The sequence below is a fragment of the Secundilactobacillus malefermentans DSM 5705 = KCTC 3548 genome, from assembly GCF_001436395.1.
Classification (GTDB): domain Bacteria; phylum Bacillota; class Bacilli; order Lactobacillales; family Lactobacillaceae; genus Secundilactobacillus; species Secundilactobacillus malefermentans.
On sequence record NZ_AZGJ01000035.1, the window covers coordinates 1 to 18,590 of the forward strand.

The 18,590-nt window shown below is 40.3% G+C and carries 20 protein-coding genes and 3 tRNA genes; 1 reads left to right on the plus strand and 22 read right to left on the minus strand.

What is annotated here, in order from left to right; translation table 11 throughout:
- Positions 1 to 42 precede the first annotated feature (42 nt).
- The 17 genes from FD44_RS07070 to FD44_RS07150 all read right to left on the minus strand — a co-directional run bounded on the left by FD44_RS07070 (position 43) and on the right by FD44_RS07150 (position 14,564).
- Complete coding sequence (locus FD44_RS07070; RefSeq protein WP_010620504.1) at positions 43 to 552, minus strand: hypothetical protein; 510 nt, start codon at positions 550 to 552, stop codon at positions 43 to 45.
- Complete coding sequence (locus FD44_RS07075) at positions 549 to 917, minus strand: DUF956 family protein (RefSeq protein ID WP_010620503.1); 369 nt, start codon at positions 915 to 917, stop codon at positions 549 to 551. The genes FD44_RS07070 and FD44_RS07075 overlap by 4 nt, the downstream gene beginning before the upstream one ends.
- 16 nt (positions 918 to 933) lie before the next feature.
- Positions 934 to 1,782 (minus strand): PTS system mannose/fructose/sorbose family transporter subunit IID, encoded by an 849-nt coding sequence (locus FD44_RS07080; protein ID WP_010620502.1) that lies wholly within the window; start codon positions 1,780 to 1,782, stop codon positions 934 to 936.
- 13 nt (positions 1,783 to 1,795) lie between these two features.
- Positions 1,796 to 2,614 carry a PTS mannose/fructose/sorbose transporter subunit IIC gene (locus FD44_RS07085; RefSeq protein ID WP_010620501.1) on the minus strand — a complete coding sequence of 273 codons (819 nt, stop codon included), beginning with the start codon at positions 2,612 to 2,614 and terminating at the stop codon, positions 1,796 to 1,798.
- Positions 2,615 to 2,644: 30 nt separating this feature from the next.
- Positions 2,645 to 3,139: a PTS sugar transporter subunit IIB gene (locus FD44_RS07090; RefSeq protein WP_010620500.1), complete on the minus strand. Its 495-nt coding sequence runs from the start codon at positions 3,137 to 3,139 to the stop codon at positions 2,645 to 2,647.
- A gap of 49 nt (positions 3,140 to 3,188) precedes the next feature.
- Positions 3,189 to 3,611, minus strand: a complete 423-nt coding sequence (locus tag FD44_RS07095; protein WP_010620499.1) for a PTS sugar transporter subunit IIA — start codon at positions 3,609 to 3,611, stop codon at positions 3,189 to 3,191.
- 329 nt (positions 3,612 to 3,940) lie between these two features.
- On the minus strand, positions 3,941 to 4,564 hold the full coding sequence (locus FD44_RS07100; protein WP_010620498.1) for an HAD family hydrolase: 624 nt from the start codon (positions 4,562 to 4,564) through the stop codon (positions 3,941 to 3,943).
- 16 nt (positions 4,565 to 4,580) lie between these two features.
- Positions 4,581 to 5,324, minus strand: coding sequence for a DeoR/GlpR family DNA-binding transcription regulator (locus FD44_RS07105; RefSeq protein ID WP_010620497.1), 744 nt, complete (start codon positions 5,322 to 5,324; stop codon positions 4,581 to 4,583).
- 54 nt (positions 5,325 to 5,378) lie between these two features.
- The gene (locus FD44_RS07110; RefSeq protein ID WP_010620496.1) at positions 5,379 to 5,588 is read right to left on the minus strand and encodes a helix-turn-helix domain-containing protein; all 210 of its coding nucleotides are present in this window, start codon (positions 5,586 to 5,588) and stop codon (positions 5,379 to 5,381) included.
- A 10-nt stretch (positions 5,589 to 5,598) separates the two neighbouring features.
- On the minus strand, positions 5,599 to 6,087 hold the full coding sequence (locus FD44_RS07115) for a DUF2975 domain-containing protein (protein ID WP_010620495.1): 489 nt from the start codon (positions 6,085 to 6,087) through the stop codon (positions 5,599 to 5,601).
- 140 nt (positions 6,088 to 6,227) lie between these two features.
- Positions 6,228 to 6,312: transfer RNA gene (locus FD44_RS07120), tRNA-Leu, on the minus strand.
- A gap of 90 nt (positions 6,313 to 6,402) precedes the next feature.
- Positions 6,403 to 6,858: a SprT family protein gene (locus tag FD44_RS07125; protein ID WP_010620494.1), complete on the minus strand. Its 456-nt coding sequence runs from the start codon at positions 6,856 to 6,858 to the stop codon at positions 6,403 to 6,405.
- The gene (locus tag FD44_RS07130) at positions 6,848 to 9,034 is read right to left on the minus strand and encodes a Tex family protein (RefSeq protein ID WP_010620493.1); all 2,187 of its coding nucleotides are present in this window, start codon (positions 9,032 to 9,034) and stop codon (positions 6,848 to 6,850) included. The genes FD44_RS07125 and FD44_RS07130 overlap by 11 nt, the downstream gene beginning before the upstream one ends.
- A gap of 58 nt (positions 9,035 to 9,092) precedes the next feature.
- Positions 9,093 to 9,527 (minus strand): hypothetical protein, encoded by a 435-nt coding sequence (locus tag FD44_RS07135; protein WP_010620492.1) that lies wholly within the window; start codon positions 9,525 to 9,527, stop codon positions 9,093 to 9,095.
- A 17-nt stretch (positions 9,528 to 9,544) separates the two neighbouring features.
- A complete protein-coding gene (locus FD44_RS07140; RefSeq protein WP_010620491.1) occupies positions 9,545 to 12,199 on the minus strand; it encodes a cation-translocating P-type ATPase in 2,655 nt (884 codons plus the stop codon).
- A gap of 55 nt (positions 12,200 to 12,254) precedes the next feature.
- Positions 12,255 to 13,082 carry an ammonia-dependent NAD(+) synthetase gene (gene nadE, locus FD44_RS07145; protein WP_010620490.1) on the minus strand — a complete coding sequence of 276 codons (828 nt, stop codon included), beginning with the start codon at positions 13,080 to 13,082 and terminating at the stop codon, positions 12,255 to 12,257.
- Positions 13,083 to 13,097: 15 nt separating this feature from the next.
- Complete coding sequence (locus tag FD44_RS07150; RefSeq protein ID WP_010620489.1) at positions 13,098 to 14,564, minus strand: nicotinate phosphoribosyltransferase; 1,467 nt, start codon at positions 14,562 to 14,564, stop codon at positions 13,098 to 13,100.
- Between the two features lie 118 nt (positions 14,565 to 14,682).
- On the opposite strand from FD44_RS07150, the gene FD44_RS07155 reads away from it, so the two are divergent.
- Entirely contained in the window at positions 14,683 to 15,405 is a 723-nt protein-coding gene (locus FD44_RS07155) for a WecB/TagA/CpsF family glycosyltransferase (protein ID WP_010620488.1), read from the plus strand.
- A gap of 72 nt (positions 15,406 to 15,477) precedes the next feature.
- On the opposite strand, the gene FD44_RS07160 is transcribed toward FD44_RS07155, so the two are convergent.
- The 5 genes from FD44_RS07160 to FD44_RS07180 all read right to left on the minus strand — a co-directional run bounded on the left by FD44_RS07160 (position 15,478) and on the right by FD44_RS07180 (position 18,572).
- Positions 15,478 to 16,179: a GntR family transcriptional regulator gene (locus FD44_RS07160; RefSeq protein ID WP_010620487.1), complete on the minus strand. Its 702-nt coding sequence runs from the start codon at positions 16,177 to 16,179 to the stop codon at positions 15,478 to 15,480.
- Positions 16,180 to 16,206: 27 nt separating this feature from the next.
- On the minus strand, positions 16,207 to 17,343 hold the full coding sequence (gene nagA / locus FD44_RS07165; protein ID WP_010620486.1) for an N-acetylglucosamine-6-phosphate deacetylase: 1,137 nt from the start codon (positions 17,341 to 17,343) through the stop codon (positions 16,207 to 16,209).
- Positions 17,344 to 17,420: 77 nt separating this feature from the next.
- Positions 17,421 to 18,212, minus strand: a complete 792-nt coding sequence (gene proC, locus FD44_RS07170) for a pyrroline-5-carboxylate reductase (protein WP_010620485.1) — start codon at positions 18,210 to 18,212, stop codon at positions 17,421 to 17,423.
- A 198-nt stretch (positions 18,213 to 18,410) separates the two neighbouring features.
- A tRNA-Gln gene (locus FD44_RS07175) sits at positions 18,411 to 18,482 on the minus strand.
- A 4-nt stretch (positions 18,483 to 18,486) separates the two neighbouring features.
- Positions 18,487 to 18,572, minus strand: a tRNA-Tyr gene (locus FD44_RS07180).
- Positions 18,573 to 18,590 lie beyond the last annotated feature (18 nt).

Consider the following 18,590-nt stretch of genomic DNA (forward strand, 5'->3'; position numbering starts at 1 on the left):
TAACTTTTTTAGAGCCCATCAATCTCGTTGTCAGTGCTTCTTTTACTTCTTAAAACTATCTAAAATAGCCATACACAATCCGGCTGCCGTTAATAAAGGTAGTTCATCTTCCACTGCAAATACATACTTGCTTGGATTAGAAACATCCCTTCTTAACGCCAGAACCTTCCGACTCGAATCACTTGTTCGAAGCTCGAAATAGGTATTCGCTGGGTAAGGCACCAACGTGTAGTCCATGCTCCCAACGTTAACCTTATACGGTTGTTTATAATTACTATTTTGAGTTGCTAAACTTGCAACCAATTTATCATCAACTAAAATATCATACTTACTTCCAAAGACTTGAATCTTCGAGTTTAAAATGAGTGTTTGCCCTTTGATTTCCATTTTAAAAGAAGTCGGGATTGCAACCATCCATCCTAAAAATGAATTCCAAATACTTGACCAGAAATGATCTTTTGCCCCAGCTAGCCTTTGTCCCTGACTATCCGACAGCAAGAATCGATTCCCTTTTCTTGCATTAACTTCTAAGTAAGCCTTCGTTACCGTCACTTTTTAGCTCGCCCCTTTGGTTTCCTGAACATTGATTTGAAACTAAGCGACCCTCGATAAACGGTAATGAGTTGATGATCCATTTTCCGATTGAGGACGTGAATGACTCGTTTGGTATCTCGGGTCAAGAACTGAATCCGTTGACCATTTTTGGTTAAAACGAAGAATCCGCGAAACCACTTTTTGAAAATGACTTGAACTTGTATTTTAGCAATTTGATCATACGGGATTTGCACCCCATTCATTGACCAATCAGGCTTAAATTCAAGCCCAATGTTTCCTAAAACTAAATTGCCATGTAGCGCCTTAATTTGGTTTGGAAAATAGTTAGCCTTAATACTCAGTTCATTAATTTGATTAAACAAGTTTACTCACACCATTCTATCCTAATAATCCGATCCAGTAGCCAAAGATACCAATGGCGAACATCAAGAAGATTAACCAAATCGCATTCATTTTCTTCCGAAGTAACCAGATACACATGAATGTCAAAAGTAATGGAATCAAACCAGGAAGTAATTCATCGAAAATTCCTTGTAAGGTCATTACAGTGGTTTTGCCGTTAACAGTAGCCTTAGAAATAACAAGTGGGAAGTTAATGGTCGTCCAACGAGGAACTAACACACCCATGATAAACATACCAAGGATTGAAGCACCAGTTGTTAGTTTTTGAATCAAACTTCCACCTAAGTTAGCAACAATGTTGGTTCCTTGATCGTAACCAATCTTTTGAAGATACCAACGGGATGCCAAACGAATGGCGTTCCAAGCAACAAAGAAAATAATTGGTGCTAAAAGGCCAGAACCTGAGAGTGCCAAACTAGCAGCAAAGGATGCGATAACTGGTCGAATTGTTCCCCAGAAAATAGGATCTCCGACACCAGCCATTGGTCCCATAGTACCAACTTTAACACTGGCAATGGTTGCATCATCAATAGGCTTACCATTTGCACGTTCTTCTTCCATAGCCATTGAAATACCACCGATTAACGATGTCATAACGGGCGTTGTTTGCATGAAGGTCAAGTGTCGTTGCAAAGCAGCAGCAGTTTCCTTGTCATCACCCTTGTAAAGCCGTTTGATCGTTGGAATCATTTGGAAACAGAATCCAACGTTTTGTACACGTTCATAGTTCCATGAACCTTGAAGGAAACCAGCACGCCAAAATGTTTTAACCATGTCACCATGGGTTAATCTTTTTTGCTTTTCTACAGTTTCATTATCAGCCATTAGTCTCACCCCTCTATAATTCATCTAGGGCGCGATCAATATCGTCGCCACCCGAACTTGTTTCTTCACCAGCAGCACCTTCAACAACAGTTGATTGTGCATTGAATCGTGGAGAAAGCTTGACATAAATTAAGGCAATGCAGACCCCTAAAATACCAAAGGCAATTAGGTTTAACTTAGTAATTGCAGCTAATACGAAACCAATGAAGAAGAATGGCCATACTTCATTGTTAGCCATCATATTGATAACCATCGCAAATCCGACAACAACCACGAAGCCACCGGCAATTGAAAGTCCCTTAGTAATAACCTTAGGAATTGCATTCAATGCCCCTTGAACTGCTTGTGGGCTAACGATTGTAACAATGTACGTTGGAATAGCAATTCTTAATCCTTGAATCACCATATCCAAGTAGTGAATGCCATCAATTCCCTTAATATCTGCAGCTTTTGCACGGCTATCAACAACGTGAGCCATCAAAACAATAAGTGAACGAACGAAGATGTTCAAAACTTGTCCAGCAACGGCCAATGGAATGGCAATTGCAATACCATTTGAAACACTTAGGTTTGCAGGTCCACAAACTAGAACAGCAGATACGATTGATGCTAGTGCAGCGTCCGGTGGAATTGCCGAACCAATATTCATCCATCCAATTGCAATTAATTGAAGTTGTCCACCAAGTAAAATACCTGATGAAACATCTCCAAGTGCCAAACCAACTAATGTACAAGCAATTAGTGGTTGTGCCAATTCCCATTCGTCAAGGACAACATCGACCCCGGCAAGAAAGGCAACGATTAGTAATAATATTACTGATATCGCACTCATTTATTTCATCCCTTTTAAAATTATTAGTGGCTATAGATCAGCCTTTTTAAGTAATCCCATTACATCAACAGCTGAATCACCAGGTACCTGTTGACGTGACAATTTACTACCATGTTCATTTAAATCTTTAAATGCAGCAACATCATCATCGTTAACTGATAAGTTAGATGCGATAATGGTTTTGCCCTCTTCAAAAGTCATATTTCCAACGTTGATTTCTGGAATACTGACACCAGCTTCAACCAAACGTTCCATATCTCTTGGACCTTCAGTCAACAGTAAAATTTCAAGGCTATCAAGACGTTCGTCTGAATATGCCTTTATCATCCGGTCAACGCTTAAAACATTTGCCTTTATACCAGCTGGAGCTGCTTGAACAAGCAACGTCTTACGTAACTTATCGTTAACGACCGTATCAGAAACGATAAAGATTCGGTTAGGTTTAACCATGTTAACCCAACCAGTTGCAACTTGACCATGCAATAGTCGATTATCAATTCGAGCTAATTTAATTTTGAACGACATCAGAATGCCTCCTATAAATAATTTCTAAATCCAAATAACTGAGACAGGCTTATAACAAGTCGTCGTCATCGTCATCATCTTCAGTAAGTTCAAGATGTTTGACGCCATCCTTAGCAGTTTCTTCCAAATGAGGAACAACCTTGCTCAAATCTTGATCCCGAACGGTATATGATTCAATGAGCATTGGCAAGTTTAACCCCGTCATAAGCGCCATCGTATCTAAATGTTCCGCTACAATTCGACTTGCTGCATTAAATGGTGAGCCACCCCAAAGGTCAACCAAGAACAAAACTTGGTCATCTTTGTCAAACTTTGCTAGTGCGGCATTATACTTTGCAATCAAGTCATCTGGTCCTTCAGTAGGTTCAAAGGTCACTGTTTCAACCTTCTCTTGCTTCCCAAAAATCATGGTAGCTGATTGTAGAATTCCCTTTGCAAAATTACCGTGACTTGCAACAATAATTGCTAACATTTTGACACCTCCTTTGATTAGTTTTGACACCAACATTTAAAATAATAATTGCTTTCAATAAAGTCATTCATAATGAATAGGCTTACATTTCCGATGTAAAAAATAAATAACTCATTTTTTAGTCTGAAACGGATCGTTAATGTCCTCATATAATATAGCATAATACAGCGCTTACATCCACACTACATCAGCGTTTTGCGGAAGTTTTTGGAAGTGTAATGAAATGGCTTACTTTTGAAAAGTTCCACTGCTTTCATTTGAAAGTAGTTTGAAGTTCACATGAAAATAAAAAAGCAACCCACAGGTAGCGGTCGCTTACAAATTCATTTTCATAGAGTCAGTAATTCGGTTGGATCATCTATTTTAAATTCGGCACCGGCCATTTTTGCATGCGGATTATTGCCCCAGGTCACTAGACCAAAAGCAACATTTGCTGCATGTGCCGCTTGCATATCGTATGGTGTATCACCGATATAAATCGTCTCATCAAACTTGGCGTCCAGTCGCTTAACTGCCAATATAATTGGATCTGGTGCTGGCTTGCCTCTTTTCGTATCATCAAAGAAAACAAATTTGGAAAAATACTTATCAATTCCAAGTGGCACAATATCCCGATCAAATTCAAACTTTCTCTTTGACGTCATGATGGCGAGTTCCGTGTTCGGCCTTTGGCTTAACTTACTGAGCATTTCCTCAATTCCAGAGAAAAGATGCACCTCATCCTGATGAGCGGGAATTCGATTAGCCCATTCTTCCAAAATATCTGGAATCAGATTCTCAGGTATCTTTAAAATTTTAAGCGCATCATCGCCTGGAATTCCAAACGTTGCAACTAATTCAGTATAGTCACGGTTAATCCCCCGCTTGTTCAACACATCCTGCAGCGATAACATGTACATTTTCTCGGTATCAAGTAAGGTGCCATCTATATCAAAAATAAAGTTTTTAATCATCTTCGTCTCCTACCTTTTAGACAACAATTAAATTTAGATGGTTTTGTTTCATTAAGTCTCTTCCAGAATCTTGCACGGAATCATCCGTATAAAGTGCTTCGACATCTGTAAAATCAAATTCTCGAACCGTTCCTGGGCTGCTAAACTTTGTTGCGTCACTTAAGACAAACGTCTTGCTTGCATGACGCATCATCCCCCTGGCCGCTTCGCTTCTGCCTAGATCACTATTTGTAAATCCGCGAGTTGGATCGATTCCATCAACACCAACAAAAAATTTATCAACGTAAAAACTCGAAGCCATTTGCTCCACCATCGGGCCAACATTTACTTGGGCCGATTTTTGATATTCGCCCCCCAGCAAAACAATTTTTACGTTCTTAAGTTTACGAATGTACGTTGCAATAAAGGCAGAATTAGTAATAATCGTAACGCCTCTTTTTTGGGAGGCAACTTCACTTGCAAACAACGCACAAGTTGATCCATTTTCAATCATAATGGTTTCGTTATCAGAAACCAATTCTACTGCTTTACTTGCAATTCGTAATTTTTCCTCATAGCGAGACGATAATCGAACTTGAGTATCATCGGAGTTATTTAAAACAACGCTACCATGGTGGCGTTTAACGAATCCCATTTCTTCTAAATGAATTAAATCTTTTCTAATCGTCACTTGCGAAACATCGAAAACTTCAGCAAGTCTACTAACTTCGACTTTCCTTTCGCGATTGACGAGGGAAATAATTTTTGCTTCCCGATTCATAATGTCACCTCTATGAGATTGTATCATATTTACGCATCGGAATAACATTTAAGACTATTTCACTGACCGATATTCCAAAAGATCACCCGGTTGACAGTTTAAAGCTTCACAAATTGCTGAAAGTGTCGAAAATCGAATTGCTTTTGCCTTACCGGTTTTCAAGATTGATAAATTTGCCAGGGTAATGCCAACTTTTTCAGATAGTTCGGTCATACTCATCTTTCTTTTTGCTAACATAACGTCCAAATTAACCACAATATCCATTTTCATCACCTCAGACTGTTAGTTCATTTTCTTTTTTAAAGGTTATTGCTTCAGAAAGTAATTTCTGCAAAACAGCCGAGAATACCGTCATCGTTGCCCCAGCTAAAGCAACCAGAAAGTCCATGAGTACGATACCTGGCGCGTCCTCCGCTTGTGCCACAAAAAAGGCAATTGGCGCCCCAACAACAAACAATAGAAACACAAATAAACTTGCATACTTAATTCGCTTAATCGGTTTAATTGTCAGTTCCGTGAAAACCCGGCGTTTCTCAATCTGATTTAAGATTAACCAAACCTGACTGACAGCAAATAGAAATGCGATAACCGTTAATTCAATTTCCAGAGCCAATCCAATGTATGCCCATTGATAAGTGAATTGGGACCAATCTGAAATAATTCCAATTAGAATTGCGACAGGAATGAGACCCCCAACCATACCGACAATCGCCAGCGAAAGGATTATCAATGCAATTCTTAAAAATAATGTTTGCTTTTTCATCATAGCCATCCCCTTTTCGTTCTCATCATATTCTGAAGCTTATCGTTTATCAATAAATAAATATTGTTTTACGATAAGCTTTAACCTAATTTAAGAAACGAAAAAAGGGTTGAACCATTTAGGTTCAACCCTTTACGTAATGCGGCCAAGAAGACTCGAACTTCCACCGGGATAATCCCGACAAGATCCTTAATCTTGCGCGTCTGCCAATTCCGCCATGGCCGCATATCAACAAGAACCACTATATCAAAAATTAACTCTGATGACAATAGCTCTAGCGATAAAATAATTGGATTTTTTTAAACTGACTCAAAATCAAGCACTCTGTTTGACCAACCGTAGCTTATGATGACAGCGACTACAAGCAAAACGAGTTAAATCAATTCGCCGCTTACGTGGATAATTTTGGCCACAATTCACACACTGATAGAGGTATCTCACCGCTCGTTGTCCAGTTGGTCTAATTGGTGAGTATCGTAGCCCGTGAACCTCTGACAATAGTTGTTTAAAGGCTCTCGTCCCATGACCACCAGTTTGTCCAGCTAAGTGCAAATGATAGTGACAAAGCTCATGTTTGATTGTGCCAATAAGGCATTCCATCCCAAACTCTGACAATATCCTAGGATTAATATCAATATGATGATCATTTAAGTGATAGCGTCCACCCGTGGTTTTTAGTCGGTTATTAAAATTCGCCGTATGTTGAAATGGCTTTTTAAAATAATCAATTGAAATTTTCTGAACTAATTGCTGTAATTCCTCATTTGACATTCTGGGCTTCCTTTGAAGGATCCACCATGGTTAACTGAATCCGATTGCGTTTGCTGTCCACATCCAAAACCCACACGGTTACAATATCACCTACTGAGACGACATCACTCGGCTTTGAAATAAACTTTTTGGTCAAATGAGAAATATGAACGAGTCCATCCTGTTTAACCCCAATATCAACAAATGCGCCAAAATCGATCACGTTCCGGACTGCACCTTGTAACTGCATCCCCGGTTTCAAATCAGCCATTGTCAAGACATCGGTTCTCAAAATTGGTGCTGGCATATCATCTCGTAAATCTCGTCCAGGACGATTCAAACTTTCTATAATATCGGAAATCGTTTCTTCACCCGCATTTAATTCAGTACCCAGTTCTGTCACCTGTACGTGATCAGCGTTTACCAAGTTCTGACCATTTAATTTTGACAAATCTATTTTAAGTTTATAAATAATTTTCTTAGCAATTGGATAGCTTTCTGGATGAATGTCGGTATTATCCAGCGGATTATCACCATCAATAATTCTCAAAAACCCAACAGATTGCTCATAAGCTTTTGGTCCTAATCTAGGAACTTTTTTTAATTGTAGTCGACTGGTAAACGTCCCGTTCTCGTTCCGATACGTCACAATATTTTTAGCTGTCGTTTTGGTTAATCCTGAAATGTGCGTAAGTAACTCTAGACTAGCCGTATTCACATTGACACCAACCTGGTTTACAGCGGTTTCGACTACTTGATCCAATTTATCATCCAGCTGTCCCTGCGCAACATCATGTTGATATTGGCCCACTCCAACCGCCTTGGGATCGATTTTTATCAACTCGGAAAGTGGATCTTGAAGTCGGCGGCCAATGCTGACAGCAGAACGTTCTTCAACGTTAAATTTGGGAAACTCATTTCTGGCAACTTTACTAGCAGAATAAACTGATGCACCTGCTTCATTCACAATAACGTACGATACCTTGTGATCAAGTTTTTTAATGATATCCGAAACAAATTGCTCCGATTCACGACTTGCAGTTCCGTTGCCAATCGCAATAATTTCGACTTTATACTTCTCCAATAGGTCAGTAAATTCCCCAGCCGCTGCCTGCCGCTTTGCGATGGAAGCCGGTTTGTGAGGGTAAATTACTTTTTTAGCTAGAAATTTACCATTGGGATCGAGTATTGCCAATTTACATCCAGTTCGATAAGCCGGATCAAATCCTAAGACAACTCGATTTTTCATTGGCGACTGCATCAGTAAATGATAAAGATTATTTCCGAATACATCAATTGCATGTTCTGACGCCATCTCCGTAAGTTCACGCCGAATTTCTCGTTCAATTGTGGGACCAATGAATCGTTTATAAGCATCTTGAAGTGCGTCGTTAACGACATCTACCGCTGGTCCCTTTTTGTTTCCAATTAATTGAAAATGTAGGTAATGGTCAATTGCATCGGTTTCAACTTTTACAGATACTGACAGGACGCCAGACTCTTCACCCCGATTAATTGCTAATACTTGATAGCTGCTCAACTTGTTCAATTTGGACTGAAAATCATAGTAGGTCTCGTAGACACCATTTTCATCTTTTTCAGCACCTTTAGATTTTACCTTGGTCACTAGCTCAGCCTTGCTATTCGTGTAGTTCCGGATCCATTCCTTAAACTGTGGACGTTCTCCGATTGCTTCAGTTAGGATTTCATGAAGTCCTGCAAGCGCATCATCGACCGTTTCAATTTTCATGTCTGGATTCACGTATTTTTGGGCTTCAACCTCAACACTGGCTTGTTGGAATCTAAGAACCCATTCAGCTAGTGGGGTTAAGCCTGCTTCTTTGGCCTTTTGCGCCTTTGTCCGGCGTTTTTGCTTGTAGGGTAGGTAAATATCCTCAACTAGCTGCAGTGTCTCAGCAGCCTCAATTTGCTTTGCTAGAGCAGGTGTTAGTTTTTCTTGTGCCGTAATTTGATTTTTAACTTCCTGCTTGCGCTTCTCCAGCTTTTCAACCTGGTTGAAGGTTGATTGAATTTCACGAATTTGAACTTCATCCAAACTCCCCGTCTTTTCCTTCCGATACCTTGCAATAAAGGGCACTGTATTCCCCTCATCCAGCATCGTTAACGTACTTTTAACTTGTTGCGGGCGATATTTTGATAACAACTGCTGTACTTTGTTTACTAACTGCTCATCCATGAATTCTTCTCCTCATAAAAAACAGTCAACCCATTATGAATGAGTCGACCATCTATTTTTACATTGTAGACGCCATGATTCGCTGTGCATACAGGCTCACTTTATCCATCATATTTTCTTGTGTCTTTTCAGATTCATTGAATGCTTTTTCATCAACATTAGCATTTTCAACGTCGATCGCATCTACCATTTGCTGACAAGCAGTTGCGTAGTTTCTATAGGCAGCTACTAACTGTTTATGCTTTCCAAGGATTCTCACTGGTACACTAGCTTGCTCCAAACGATTAACGTTTTCAGCGTAAGTATCAGTTCCTACTTGAAAATTTGCTTTGATAGCTGTTAGACGATCAGCCGCAACCTCGCTTAACTTTCCATCATCAATCGCTTTTCGTAGTTCAGTGAAATCTGTACTCATCTTTTCGCCCATTTCATCCGTTTTCGTTAAAACATCTGATAAAACCGGAAAATAAGCACTCATTGCTGTTGGTTTCATATTGTCGCGCTCCTCTTTTAAGACTTTTCAAAAAGTCGTTGAACTAATTTTACAATTTCCACAATGACTATGATTGAAACTCCGGCAATTAGCACCGTTACCCATTGAATCATGGTCAAGCTTGTCACATGGAATAGATTATTGAAACCTGGAACTAGAATCGTCACTCCGAGTAGTATGAACGCCAATAGGATTGCCCAGTTGAACGCTTTATTCCGGAATAGGCCAACCTTGAAAATGGATTGACGAACCGTTTTGGAGTTAAATGCATGGAAAAGTTGGATTAATCCAAGTGTGGCAAAGGCCATTGTAAGCGCATCTCCATGAGCCAGTGACTCGTTAGCATGGACTGGGAAACTAATGGCAAACCAGTAAACGCCTAAAGTAATCAGGCCTTCTAAAATTCCCTGATAGAGGATATTTCCAAAAACACCACCGGAGAAGAAATTCGATTTTCTTCCACGCGGTTTTCGCTTCATGATATCTGGTTCGGCTGGTTCAACTCCCAAGGCAATTGCTGGGAAAGTATCTGTTACTAAGTTAATCCATAATATTTGGACTGGCGCCAAAATTTGCCATCCCATTAACGTCATCACGAAAAGGGTTAGTACCTCTCCCAAGTTAGCTGATAATAGGTACTGAAGCGCCTTTTGAATATTTGAGAAGACTTTTCGGCCCTCTTCAACTGCAATCACAATCGTTGAAAAATTATCATCGGCAAGAACCATGTCGCTGGCACCCTTAGAAACTTCAGTACCCGTGATTCCCATTCCAATTCCAATATCTGCCGCTTTTAGGGAAGGTGCATCATTAACACCATCACCAGTCATTGCAACGACTTTTCCTTTAGATTGCCAAGCGTTCACAATCCGAACTTTATGTTCAGGAGAAACTCGCGCATAAACTGAATAGTTTGAGACCTGTTTTTTAAAGTCTGCATCAGATAATTCATCCAACTCAGCACCCGTAATAACTGCATGGTCTTCAGTCTCATTTATTATTCCAAGTCGCTGGGCAATTGCAGAGGCAGTGTCCCGATGATCACCCGTAATCATAATTGGTCTGATACCGGCTGATTTCGCCTCTTCCACTGCACCGGCAACTTCTGGACGCTCCGGATCAATCATTCCTACGAGTCCGACAAAAATTAATTCTTTTTCCGCATTTTCTGAATTCAAAGGATTTGGAACAGCATCTACTGGTCGATAGGCAAAGGACAAGACGCGAAGTGCTTGAGTCGCAAATTCGTGATTAGCTGATAAAATTGCCGCTTTGTCTGCGTCAGTAATTTCTCTGACGATTCCATTGTCGTCAATTTGAGTCACTCGTTTTAAGAGTTGGTCAGGTGCCCCTTTTGCCATCTGTACAATTTTGCCATCCGTCGTTTGATTAAAGGTTGACATTAACTTTCGTTCCGAATCAAAAGGCAACTCTGCAATTCTCTTATTCTCCTGAACGATATCATCAACCGACTCGTCCTGGTTCAAGAAGTACTGGACTAAGGCAGTTTCAGTCGGATCACCTGCAAGACCCTCATCAGTAAATTTCGTATCATTACTGAGGACCATGACTTTAGCAAGCCAACTATTTTTAGCAATTTTTGTATCTTTAACATCTGTTAATTGACCATTTAAATAACTTTTTTCAACTGTCATTTTATTTTGAGTCAAGGTACCAGTTTTATCAGAAGCAATAATATCTGTGCTTCCAAGCGTTTCAACAGCTGGCAATTTTCTAATTAATGCGTGGCGCTTGGCCATTCTCTGAGTACCGAGAGCCAAAGTAACCGTTACGATAGCTGGTAATCCTTCTGGAATAGCAGCGACAGCTAATGAAATTGCCGTCAACAGCATATCGATCACTGTTTCTTCGCCTCTAAGTAACCCAATTCCGAAGATCACTGCTGCAATAATCAGAATTAATCCTGTCAGCCATTTACCAAGTTGCGTCAGATTTTGCTGAAGTGGTGTTTGCATTTCTTTTGCAGCATCAATCATACCGGCGATTTTACCAACTTCAGTTTTCATTCCAGTTCCAACTACCACACCACTCCCTTTTCCGGCAGTGATGTTGGCATTCATAAATGCCATGTTTTTACGGTCACCTAATGACAAGTTGTCGTCCATAATAGCATCCGTTTGCTTACTAACTGGGACTGATTCACCAGTCAATGCAGCTTCCTCGACTCGCATTGAAACCGCAGAAATGAGTCTCATATCTGCTGGAACAATATCGCCGGCTTCTAGATAAACAAGATCTCCAGGAACCAGTTCCCGACTTTTAACAGTCGTCACTTTGCCATCACGTTCAACGTGGGCAATGGGTGCAGACATCTCCATTAAGGCATTGATGGCTTCTTCGGCCTTTGATTCTTGAAAAACACCAAAGATGGCATTCAAAATAACAACCGCCAAAATAATCATGGCATCCACGTGTTCTCCTGAAATACCAGCGATAATCGCCGCCACAATTAAAACAATAATCATTAAATCTTTAAATTGTTCAATGAATTTTTGAAAGAGCGTTGTTTGCTTTTTCGCAGCAAGTTCATTAAAACCAGATTCCACTCGTCGTTGCTCAACCTCTTTTTCGGTCAGTCCACCCACTTGGGCTTTTAACTCGGTAAGTGTTTGATCGACAGTTTGCTGATACCACGGTTGGGATTTGTTCATTTAGAGATCCTCCTAAGTTTTATTTCGTGAGTACGGTCTGATGCACGCAAGAACATTATTTCCAAAATTCATCATAAACGGTAATTGGAAGGTGTCGTTTATGTTGAGTCTTAGCATACCAATTTTCAATTGTTTGTGCAGCCTTTTCTTTAATTTCCTTTCCTTCCAAGTAATCGTCTATTTCTTGATAGGTAACTCCCAATGCCACTTCATCTGGTAATGCAGGACGATTATCCTCCAAATCAGCAGTTGGTACTTTTTCATATAGTTTAGCGGGAACGCCGAGCTCTTTAAGCATCAGCTTGCCTTGACGCTTATCCAGTCGCCAAAGGGGCGTTACGTCAGCAGCACCATCGCCAAATTTAGTGTAGAAACCAGTGACGGATTCAGCAGCGTGATCGGTTCCTACGACGGCACCGTGGACCTCGCCTGCAATTGCATATTGCGCAACCATTCGCTGTCGTGCTTTTACATTTCCCTTATTAAAATCACTAATCGGCATTTGATTTTCAGCAACTGCTGCTTCGGTCGCGTCAGTCATCGCCTGAATATCAATTCTGAGAACTTGATCAGGTTTCATAACCTTAATGGCAGCCATTGCATCTGCTTCATCTGCCTGCTTCCCATATGGTAACCTGACGGCGTAAAATTGGTAATCGCTATCTCCGGTCTCATTTCGAATTTCAGTAATCGCCGTTTGAGATAGGATACCAGCTAGGGTTGAATCTTGCCCACCTGAAATTCCAAGAACGAGTGATTTAAGAAATGAATTCTTTGTTAAATAGGCCTTTAAGAAATCGACACTTCGGCGAATCTCTTTTTGAGGATCAATTTCAGGCAAAACGTGTAACGCACTGATAATTTCAGCTTGCTGCTTTCTCAAATATGTCACTCCTTACTAAAATTTTAAATTACGAACATAATCATGAACTTCCTTGATAATTCGTGCTTTATTATCCCAACAATCTTGTGATAAATCTACTGGATAATCTTCAGGATTTAAATCTCGCTTGTATTCCGGCCAAAGTGCATCAAGATTCTGCCGACAAAACTGGCGAACTTCCGTCAATTTTGGTAAGTCATAAACTAACTTTCCCTGATCGTAAATTGTCTGCAGAATTGGCCGTGCTTTGAAGTCCGTCACGGTTTTGTTGATATAAATGTATTGGGGATGGAACATGTAAAGAGAGTCCTCAGTTCTTGGATCCTCATCAGAAAGCGTTAAATAATCTCCCTCAGATTTACCATCCTTATTTTTGGTAATCCGCCAAACTTGCTTTCTACCAGGTGTTGACACCTTTTCAGCATTATTTGAAAGCTTAATCGTGTCCTCGAGCTGACCGTCCTTGTTAGCCACAGCAACAAGTTTATAAACAGCACCTAAAGCTGGTTGATCAAAGGCAGTGATCAATTTTGTACCAACGCCCCATACATCAATTTTTGCATGCTGCATTTTCAAGGACATGATTGTCTTTTCGTCTAGGTCGTTTGACGCATAAATTTTGGCGTCTTTAAATCCAGCTTCATCCAATTGCTCTCGAACTTGTTTGGAGAGGTACGCCATATCGCCAGAATCGATCCGAACTCCTTGAAAATTAATCTTGTCACCCATTTCTTTGGCGACCTTTATGGCACTAGGTACGCCACTCTTGATTGTGTCATACGTATCAACAAGGAAAACACAGTCTCTGTGAGTTTCGGCGTAAGCTTTAAACGCGTCATAATCGTTGTGATAGGTTTGAACCAATGAATGCGCGTGGGTTCCACTAACGGGGATACCAAAAATTTTTCCTGCTCGCATATTTGACGTTGCATCAAAACCGCCAATATACGCAGCTCTAGTCCCCCAAATTGCGGCATCAAGTTCTTGGGCTCGTCGGCTACCAAATTCCATAAGCGCATCGTCACCAGCTACTGAGCGAATTCTTGCAGCTTTGGTTGCAATTAGGGTTTGATAGTTGATAATATTAAGCAAGACCGTTTCGATTAGCTGACAGTCTGCAAGTGGCCCTTCAACCTGAAGAATTGGTTCATTCTCAAAAACTAATTCTCCTTCAACGGCTGAACGGATTGTTCCCTTAAATTTGAAATTTTTCAAATATTGAATAAAGTCGGCTGGGTAGTTTCCGGTACTGGCTAAATAATCAATATCACTCTTCGAAAACTTTAAATTTTCAATATACTGGACAATGTGTTCCAATCCAGCAAAAACTGCATAACCATTTTCGAACGGCATTTTTCGGAAAAACACTTCAAATACCGCTTGCTTGTCCTGAATACCCTCTTTAAAATAGGTTTGAATCATACTTAACTCATAAGCATCAGTGTGTAATGTTATGCTATCATCCAGATATTGTTCTGCCATCGTTAGCTTCTCCCTTAGTTAATTACTGTTTAATTATTATAAGATACATTTTATCATTATTTAGGGAGACCGTCAGTTTCTCAAACTCGAATTTTGTTCGCGAAAGGATGTTTCTGATTTGAAATCACATTTTCCAGTCGTCAATGTTTTAGGGGTTTCATTTATAAATACGACAAACGCCAAGTTTATTCATCAACTTACACAGGATATTGACGAAAGAAAAAATACGTTTGTCGTGACCGCAAATCCTGAAATTGTGATGTATGCGGATAGTCACCCTGACTATGCAGCCACTATTAAGGATGCTGATTACGTTACACCTGATGGTATCGGCATTATTAAAGGGACTCAGATGTTAAACCAGCCACTGCAAGAACGAATCACTGGATATGACACATTTTTATCGCTATTAAAATGGGGCAATGATCAACATAAGTCCGCCTACTTTCTCGGAGCAAAACCAAAAGTTATTTTAGATTTAAAAAAAGTCCTGACAAAAACATACCCTAACTTAGTTATTGCTGGCATTCATGACGGATACTTCGATAATGAGGCCCCAATTATCAATGACATTAAAGAGTCGCAACCAGATCTTGTTTTTGTTGCACTTGGATTTCCAAAACAAGAGAATCTCATTGCTAAGTATCGCCACGTCAACAATGGCCTTTGGATTGGCATAGGTGGTAGTTTCGATGTCTTGTCTGGCCACGTAATCCGAGCACCCAAGTTCTGGCAAGATCACCATTTGGAGTGGCTTTACCGGGGATTAACCGATCCCAAACGGGCCAAACGTTTATTGAGCTTACCAAAATACCTGCTTAAAGTTAAAAAATCAAAATAACGCTTTTAATAATTAAGATACCTAAAAAATGGAACCCAATCCTCATTTCGAGAATTAGGTTCCATTTTTTAATTATTTTTCTAAGTAGAACTCAAATCGTTCGCCAACATATTGTGTTCTCACGTATTCAAATGGTCGCCCATCTTGCAAATAAGACACCTGTCTCAGTCGCAAAATTGCTTCACCACGTTTGATATCCAAATATTCTGCAATTCGTTCTGCTGCAGACATTGCTGAAACTGTCTGCTGGGCTTTCCCTATCACGAGATGCTCTTTATCTTCAAGTGCACGATAAAGAGATTCCGTTACTTCACTCTTAGACAAGCCATTAACAAGAGCAGCCGGAACAGTCGCAACTTCAAAACATATCGGAATATCATCACCGTATCGAATCCGTTCCATTCTGAGGACTTCATCCCCATCATTCAACTGTAACTTCTCCATCTCACTCAAAGAGGGAGACATCAGATGATACGTAATCGTCTTGCTGGTTGGTACCTTCCCTTGTGCAACCATTAAGTCAGTAAAACCGGTAACTCCTGACATCTTTTCTTGCACTTTTTGATTGGCAACATAAGTTCCAGAACCCACATGACGTTCAAGGATTCCTTCATCAACTAAGGTTTGAACCGCTTGTCGTAGTGTCATTCGACTGACACCAAACGTAATCGCGAGCTCCCTTTCCGATGGGATTCGATCACCAATTGCCCATTTCCCAGCTTCAATGGCTTTTCGAATATCATTATGAATTTGAATATAAATTGGCGAACTCATTTTCCACACTCTCTTCTATCAAACTTCTTATTTGTTATTAAATTGTCGCCCATAACTAAAGGTTTCTTCCAGATTCAACTGGGAATCAAAAACATTGATATCGGCATCCTTGCCAACTTCCAAAGTTCCCTTATTCTCAAGATTGAATTCCTTCGCTTGGTTAACTGAACTCATTTTAACAGCATCTGACACGCTGCACCCAGTAAAACGAATCATATTTCTGAAGGCATCCTGAAATTGAAGGACTGAGCCTGCCAGATTACCACTTTCTAGTCTTGCTTGCTTATCTTTAACAATTACTTTCTGCCCGCCAAGTTCACTTTCGCCCTCAGGCATTCCCTTAGCACGCATCGAGTCAGTAACCAATTCGATTTTGTCTGCACCCTTTTGGTCAAATGCTAATTTAATCATATCTGGGACAATATGGAATCCATCGCAAATTAGTTCTGCGTACATGTTATCCTCTAACATCGCGTGGCCAGTCACACCTGGCTCACGGTGCTTAAACTCTCGTTGTGCGTTATATAAATGAGTGACATGAGTCGCCTTGCTATGGAGTAGCTGTTCCCGCGTTGCATTAGAGTGACCAACGGAAGGCACAATATGATGCGTCAAGCAGTAATTTTCAAATGCCCGTGCGCCAGTATCTTCAGGTGCATAGGTTATCAGCTTGACGCGATTACCAGACAATTTGTTCCAATTGTCTAATAACGCAACATCGGGATCTTTAATATACTTTTCTGGTTGCGCTCCTTTAAAGATTGCCGCAATAAACGGACCTTCCAAATGAATTCCTTGAATAACCGGGTTTTTTTCAGCAGCTAAGGCAATTCCACGCATCGCATGATCTAATTTTTCATTAGATTGCGTCATTGTTGTTGGAAAAAGGCTCGTAATACCCTCCAGAACCATTTTATTCACCATCTGGTCTATTTGGTCAGGGTCTCCGTCCATCGCGTCAAATCCATAGCCTCCGTGGCTGTGAACGTCAATAAAGCCTGGCACAACAATTTTGTTAGTGGCAATAACAATGTCATCGTCGGCTTCTGCCTGATAATCAGCCATATTTCCGATTGCTTCGATTGACTTTCCAAATCGAATATAACCGTTTTTGATAACTTCTACTCCAGTATAAATGACCGCATGCTTCAAGACTGTACTCATTTGAATCCTCCTAATTAGCTTAATAATTAACCTAATTATATATCGGTATAGACCAAATATGCAAGTTTAAATTGGTATCACTCGTTGTTTCGCTCAATTGTGGCATCGATTCCCTTAACCACGGCGGTCATGAAACCAGCCTCCTCCATTGCCAATAGTCCAGCAACAGTGCTACCTCCTGGAGAAGATACTTGATCCACAAGTTCAAATGGTACTTTATCAGACTTTAAAATCATTTGAGCTGATCCCAAAGTCGCCTGGGCTGCAATTTTGGTTGCCTCGCGCTTGTTTAATCCGTGTTTAACGCCAGCTCGACTCAATGCATCAATGAAAAAGTAGATATAGGCCGGAGAAGATCCAGCTAGCGCACTGAAAGTATCAAATTGATCTTCGGGCATTTCAGTAGTCATGCCAACTGCCTCAAAAATTCCCACAATGTTTTGCTTTTGCTGACCTGTTAAATTTTCACTCGCCTTTACAGCAGTCATTCCTGCACCAATCTGAACGTTCAAATTAGGTAATGTTCGTAAAATTGGTAGGTTATAATTGGTCATTTCTTCTATTTGGTTAATTGTTAGTCCAGCGACAATTGAAACAAGTACTTTATCTTGATGTTCTAAAGCCTCACGAATCTCTTTAAGGACAGGCTTGGCAGCGTTGGGGGTCACTGACAGCACAATAACGTCACTGTGTTTAACAACCGCCGTGTTAGAATCTACAGCAGTTACATTCGCAATTGAAGCAAATTTCTGATACGTCTGGTGAGCACTGTGAACAAAAATATCCTTATTTGTCACTGTTTTGCTTGCTAGCAATCCTTTAATAATTGCCTGTGCCATACCGCCAACACCAATAAATCCAAGTTTCATCAAAATCAGCCCCTATCTTAGAATTCTATTTTGACAATATCTAAATAACCTCGCAATGTCAATGGAACCGTTTACTAAATAATACAAAAAAAGATCAGTCACACTCCGTGACTGATCTTTATGGCTCTATACTTTTTCCTGTTGATGAACTACCAATGTGGTAATCTATTAACAGGATTTGACAAAGAGCCATCTTTATTGGACTAGCTGGGATCGAACCAGCGCATGACAGGATCAAAACCTGTTGCCTTACCGCTTGGCTATAGTCCAATAATGGTGGATGGGAGTGGATTCGAACCACCGAACCCGAAGGAGCGGATTTACAGTCCGCCGCGTTTAGCCAGACTTCGCTACCCATCCATATATAATAAAAAATAC

What these genes read in the sequence shown, in the direction of transcription:
- FD44_RS07080 (WP_010620502.1), bottom strand. Translation starts at nt 1,782, where the DNA reads ATGGCTGATAATGAAACTGTAGAAAAGCAAAAAAGATTAACCCATGGT.
- FD44_RS07085 (WP_010620501.1), bottom strand. Translation starts at nt 2,614, where the DNA reads ATGAGTGCGATATCAGTAATATTATTACTAATCGTTGCCTTTCTTGCC.
- FD44_RS07090 (WP_010620500.1), bottom strand. Translation starts at nt 3,139, where the DNA reads ATGTCGTTCAAAATTAAATTAGCTCGAATTGATAATCGACTATTGCAT.
- FD44_RS07095 (WP_010620499.1), bottom strand. Translation starts at nt 3,611, where the DNA reads ATGTTAGCAATTATTGTTGCAAGTCACGGTAATTTTGCAAAGGGAATT.
- FD44_RS07100 (WP_010620498.1), bottom strand. Translation starts at nt 4,564, where the DNA reads ATGATTAAAAACTTTATTTTTGATATAGATGGCACCTTACTTGATACC.
- FD44_RS07105 (WP_010620497.1), bottom strand. Translation starts at nt 5,324, where the DNA reads ATGAATCGGGAAGCAAAAATTATTTCCCTCGTCAATCGCGAAAGGAAA.
- FD44_RS07110 (WP_010620496.1), bottom strand. Translation starts at nt 5,588, where the DNA reads ATGGATATTGTGGTTAATTTGGACGTTATGTTAGCAAAAAGAAAGATG.
- FD44_RS07115 (WP_010620495.1), bottom strand. Translation starts at nt 6,087, where the DNA reads ATGAAAAAGCAAACATTATTTTTAAGAATTGCATTGATAATCCTTTCG.
- FD44_RS07125 (WP_010620494.1), bottom strand. Translation starts at nt 6,858, where the DNA reads ATGTCAAATGAGGAATTACAGCAATTAGTTCAGAAAATTTCAATTGAT.
- FD44_RS07130 (WP_010620493.1), bottom strand. Translation starts at nt 9,034, where the DNA reads ATGGATGAGCAGTTAGTAAACAAAGTACAGCAGTTGTTATCAAAATAT.
- FD44_RS07135 (WP_010620492.1), bottom strand. Translation starts at nt 9,527, where the DNA reads ATGAAACCAACAGCAATGAGTGCTTATTTTCCGGTTTTATCAGATGTT.
- FD44_RS07140 (WP_010620491.1), bottom strand. Translation starts at nt 12,199, where the DNA reads ATGAACAAATCCCAACCGTGGTATCAGCAAACTGTCGATCAAACACTT.
- FD44_RS07150 (WP_010620489.1), bottom strand. Translation starts at nt 14,564, where the DNA reads ATGGCAGAACAATATCTGGATGATAGCATAACATTACACACTGATGCT.
- FD44_RS07160 (WP_010620487.1), bottom strand. Translation starts at nt 16,179, where the DNA reads ATGAGTTCGCCAATTTATATTCAAATTCATAATGATATTCGAAAAGCC.
- nagA (WP_010620486.1), bottom strand. Translation starts at nt 17,343, where the DNA reads ATGAGTACAGTCTTGAAGCATGCGGTCATTTATACTGGAGTAGAAGTT.
- proC (WP_010620485.1), bottom strand. Translation starts at nt 18,212, where the DNA reads ATGAAACTTGGATTTATTGGTGTTGGCGGTATGGCACAGGCAATTATT.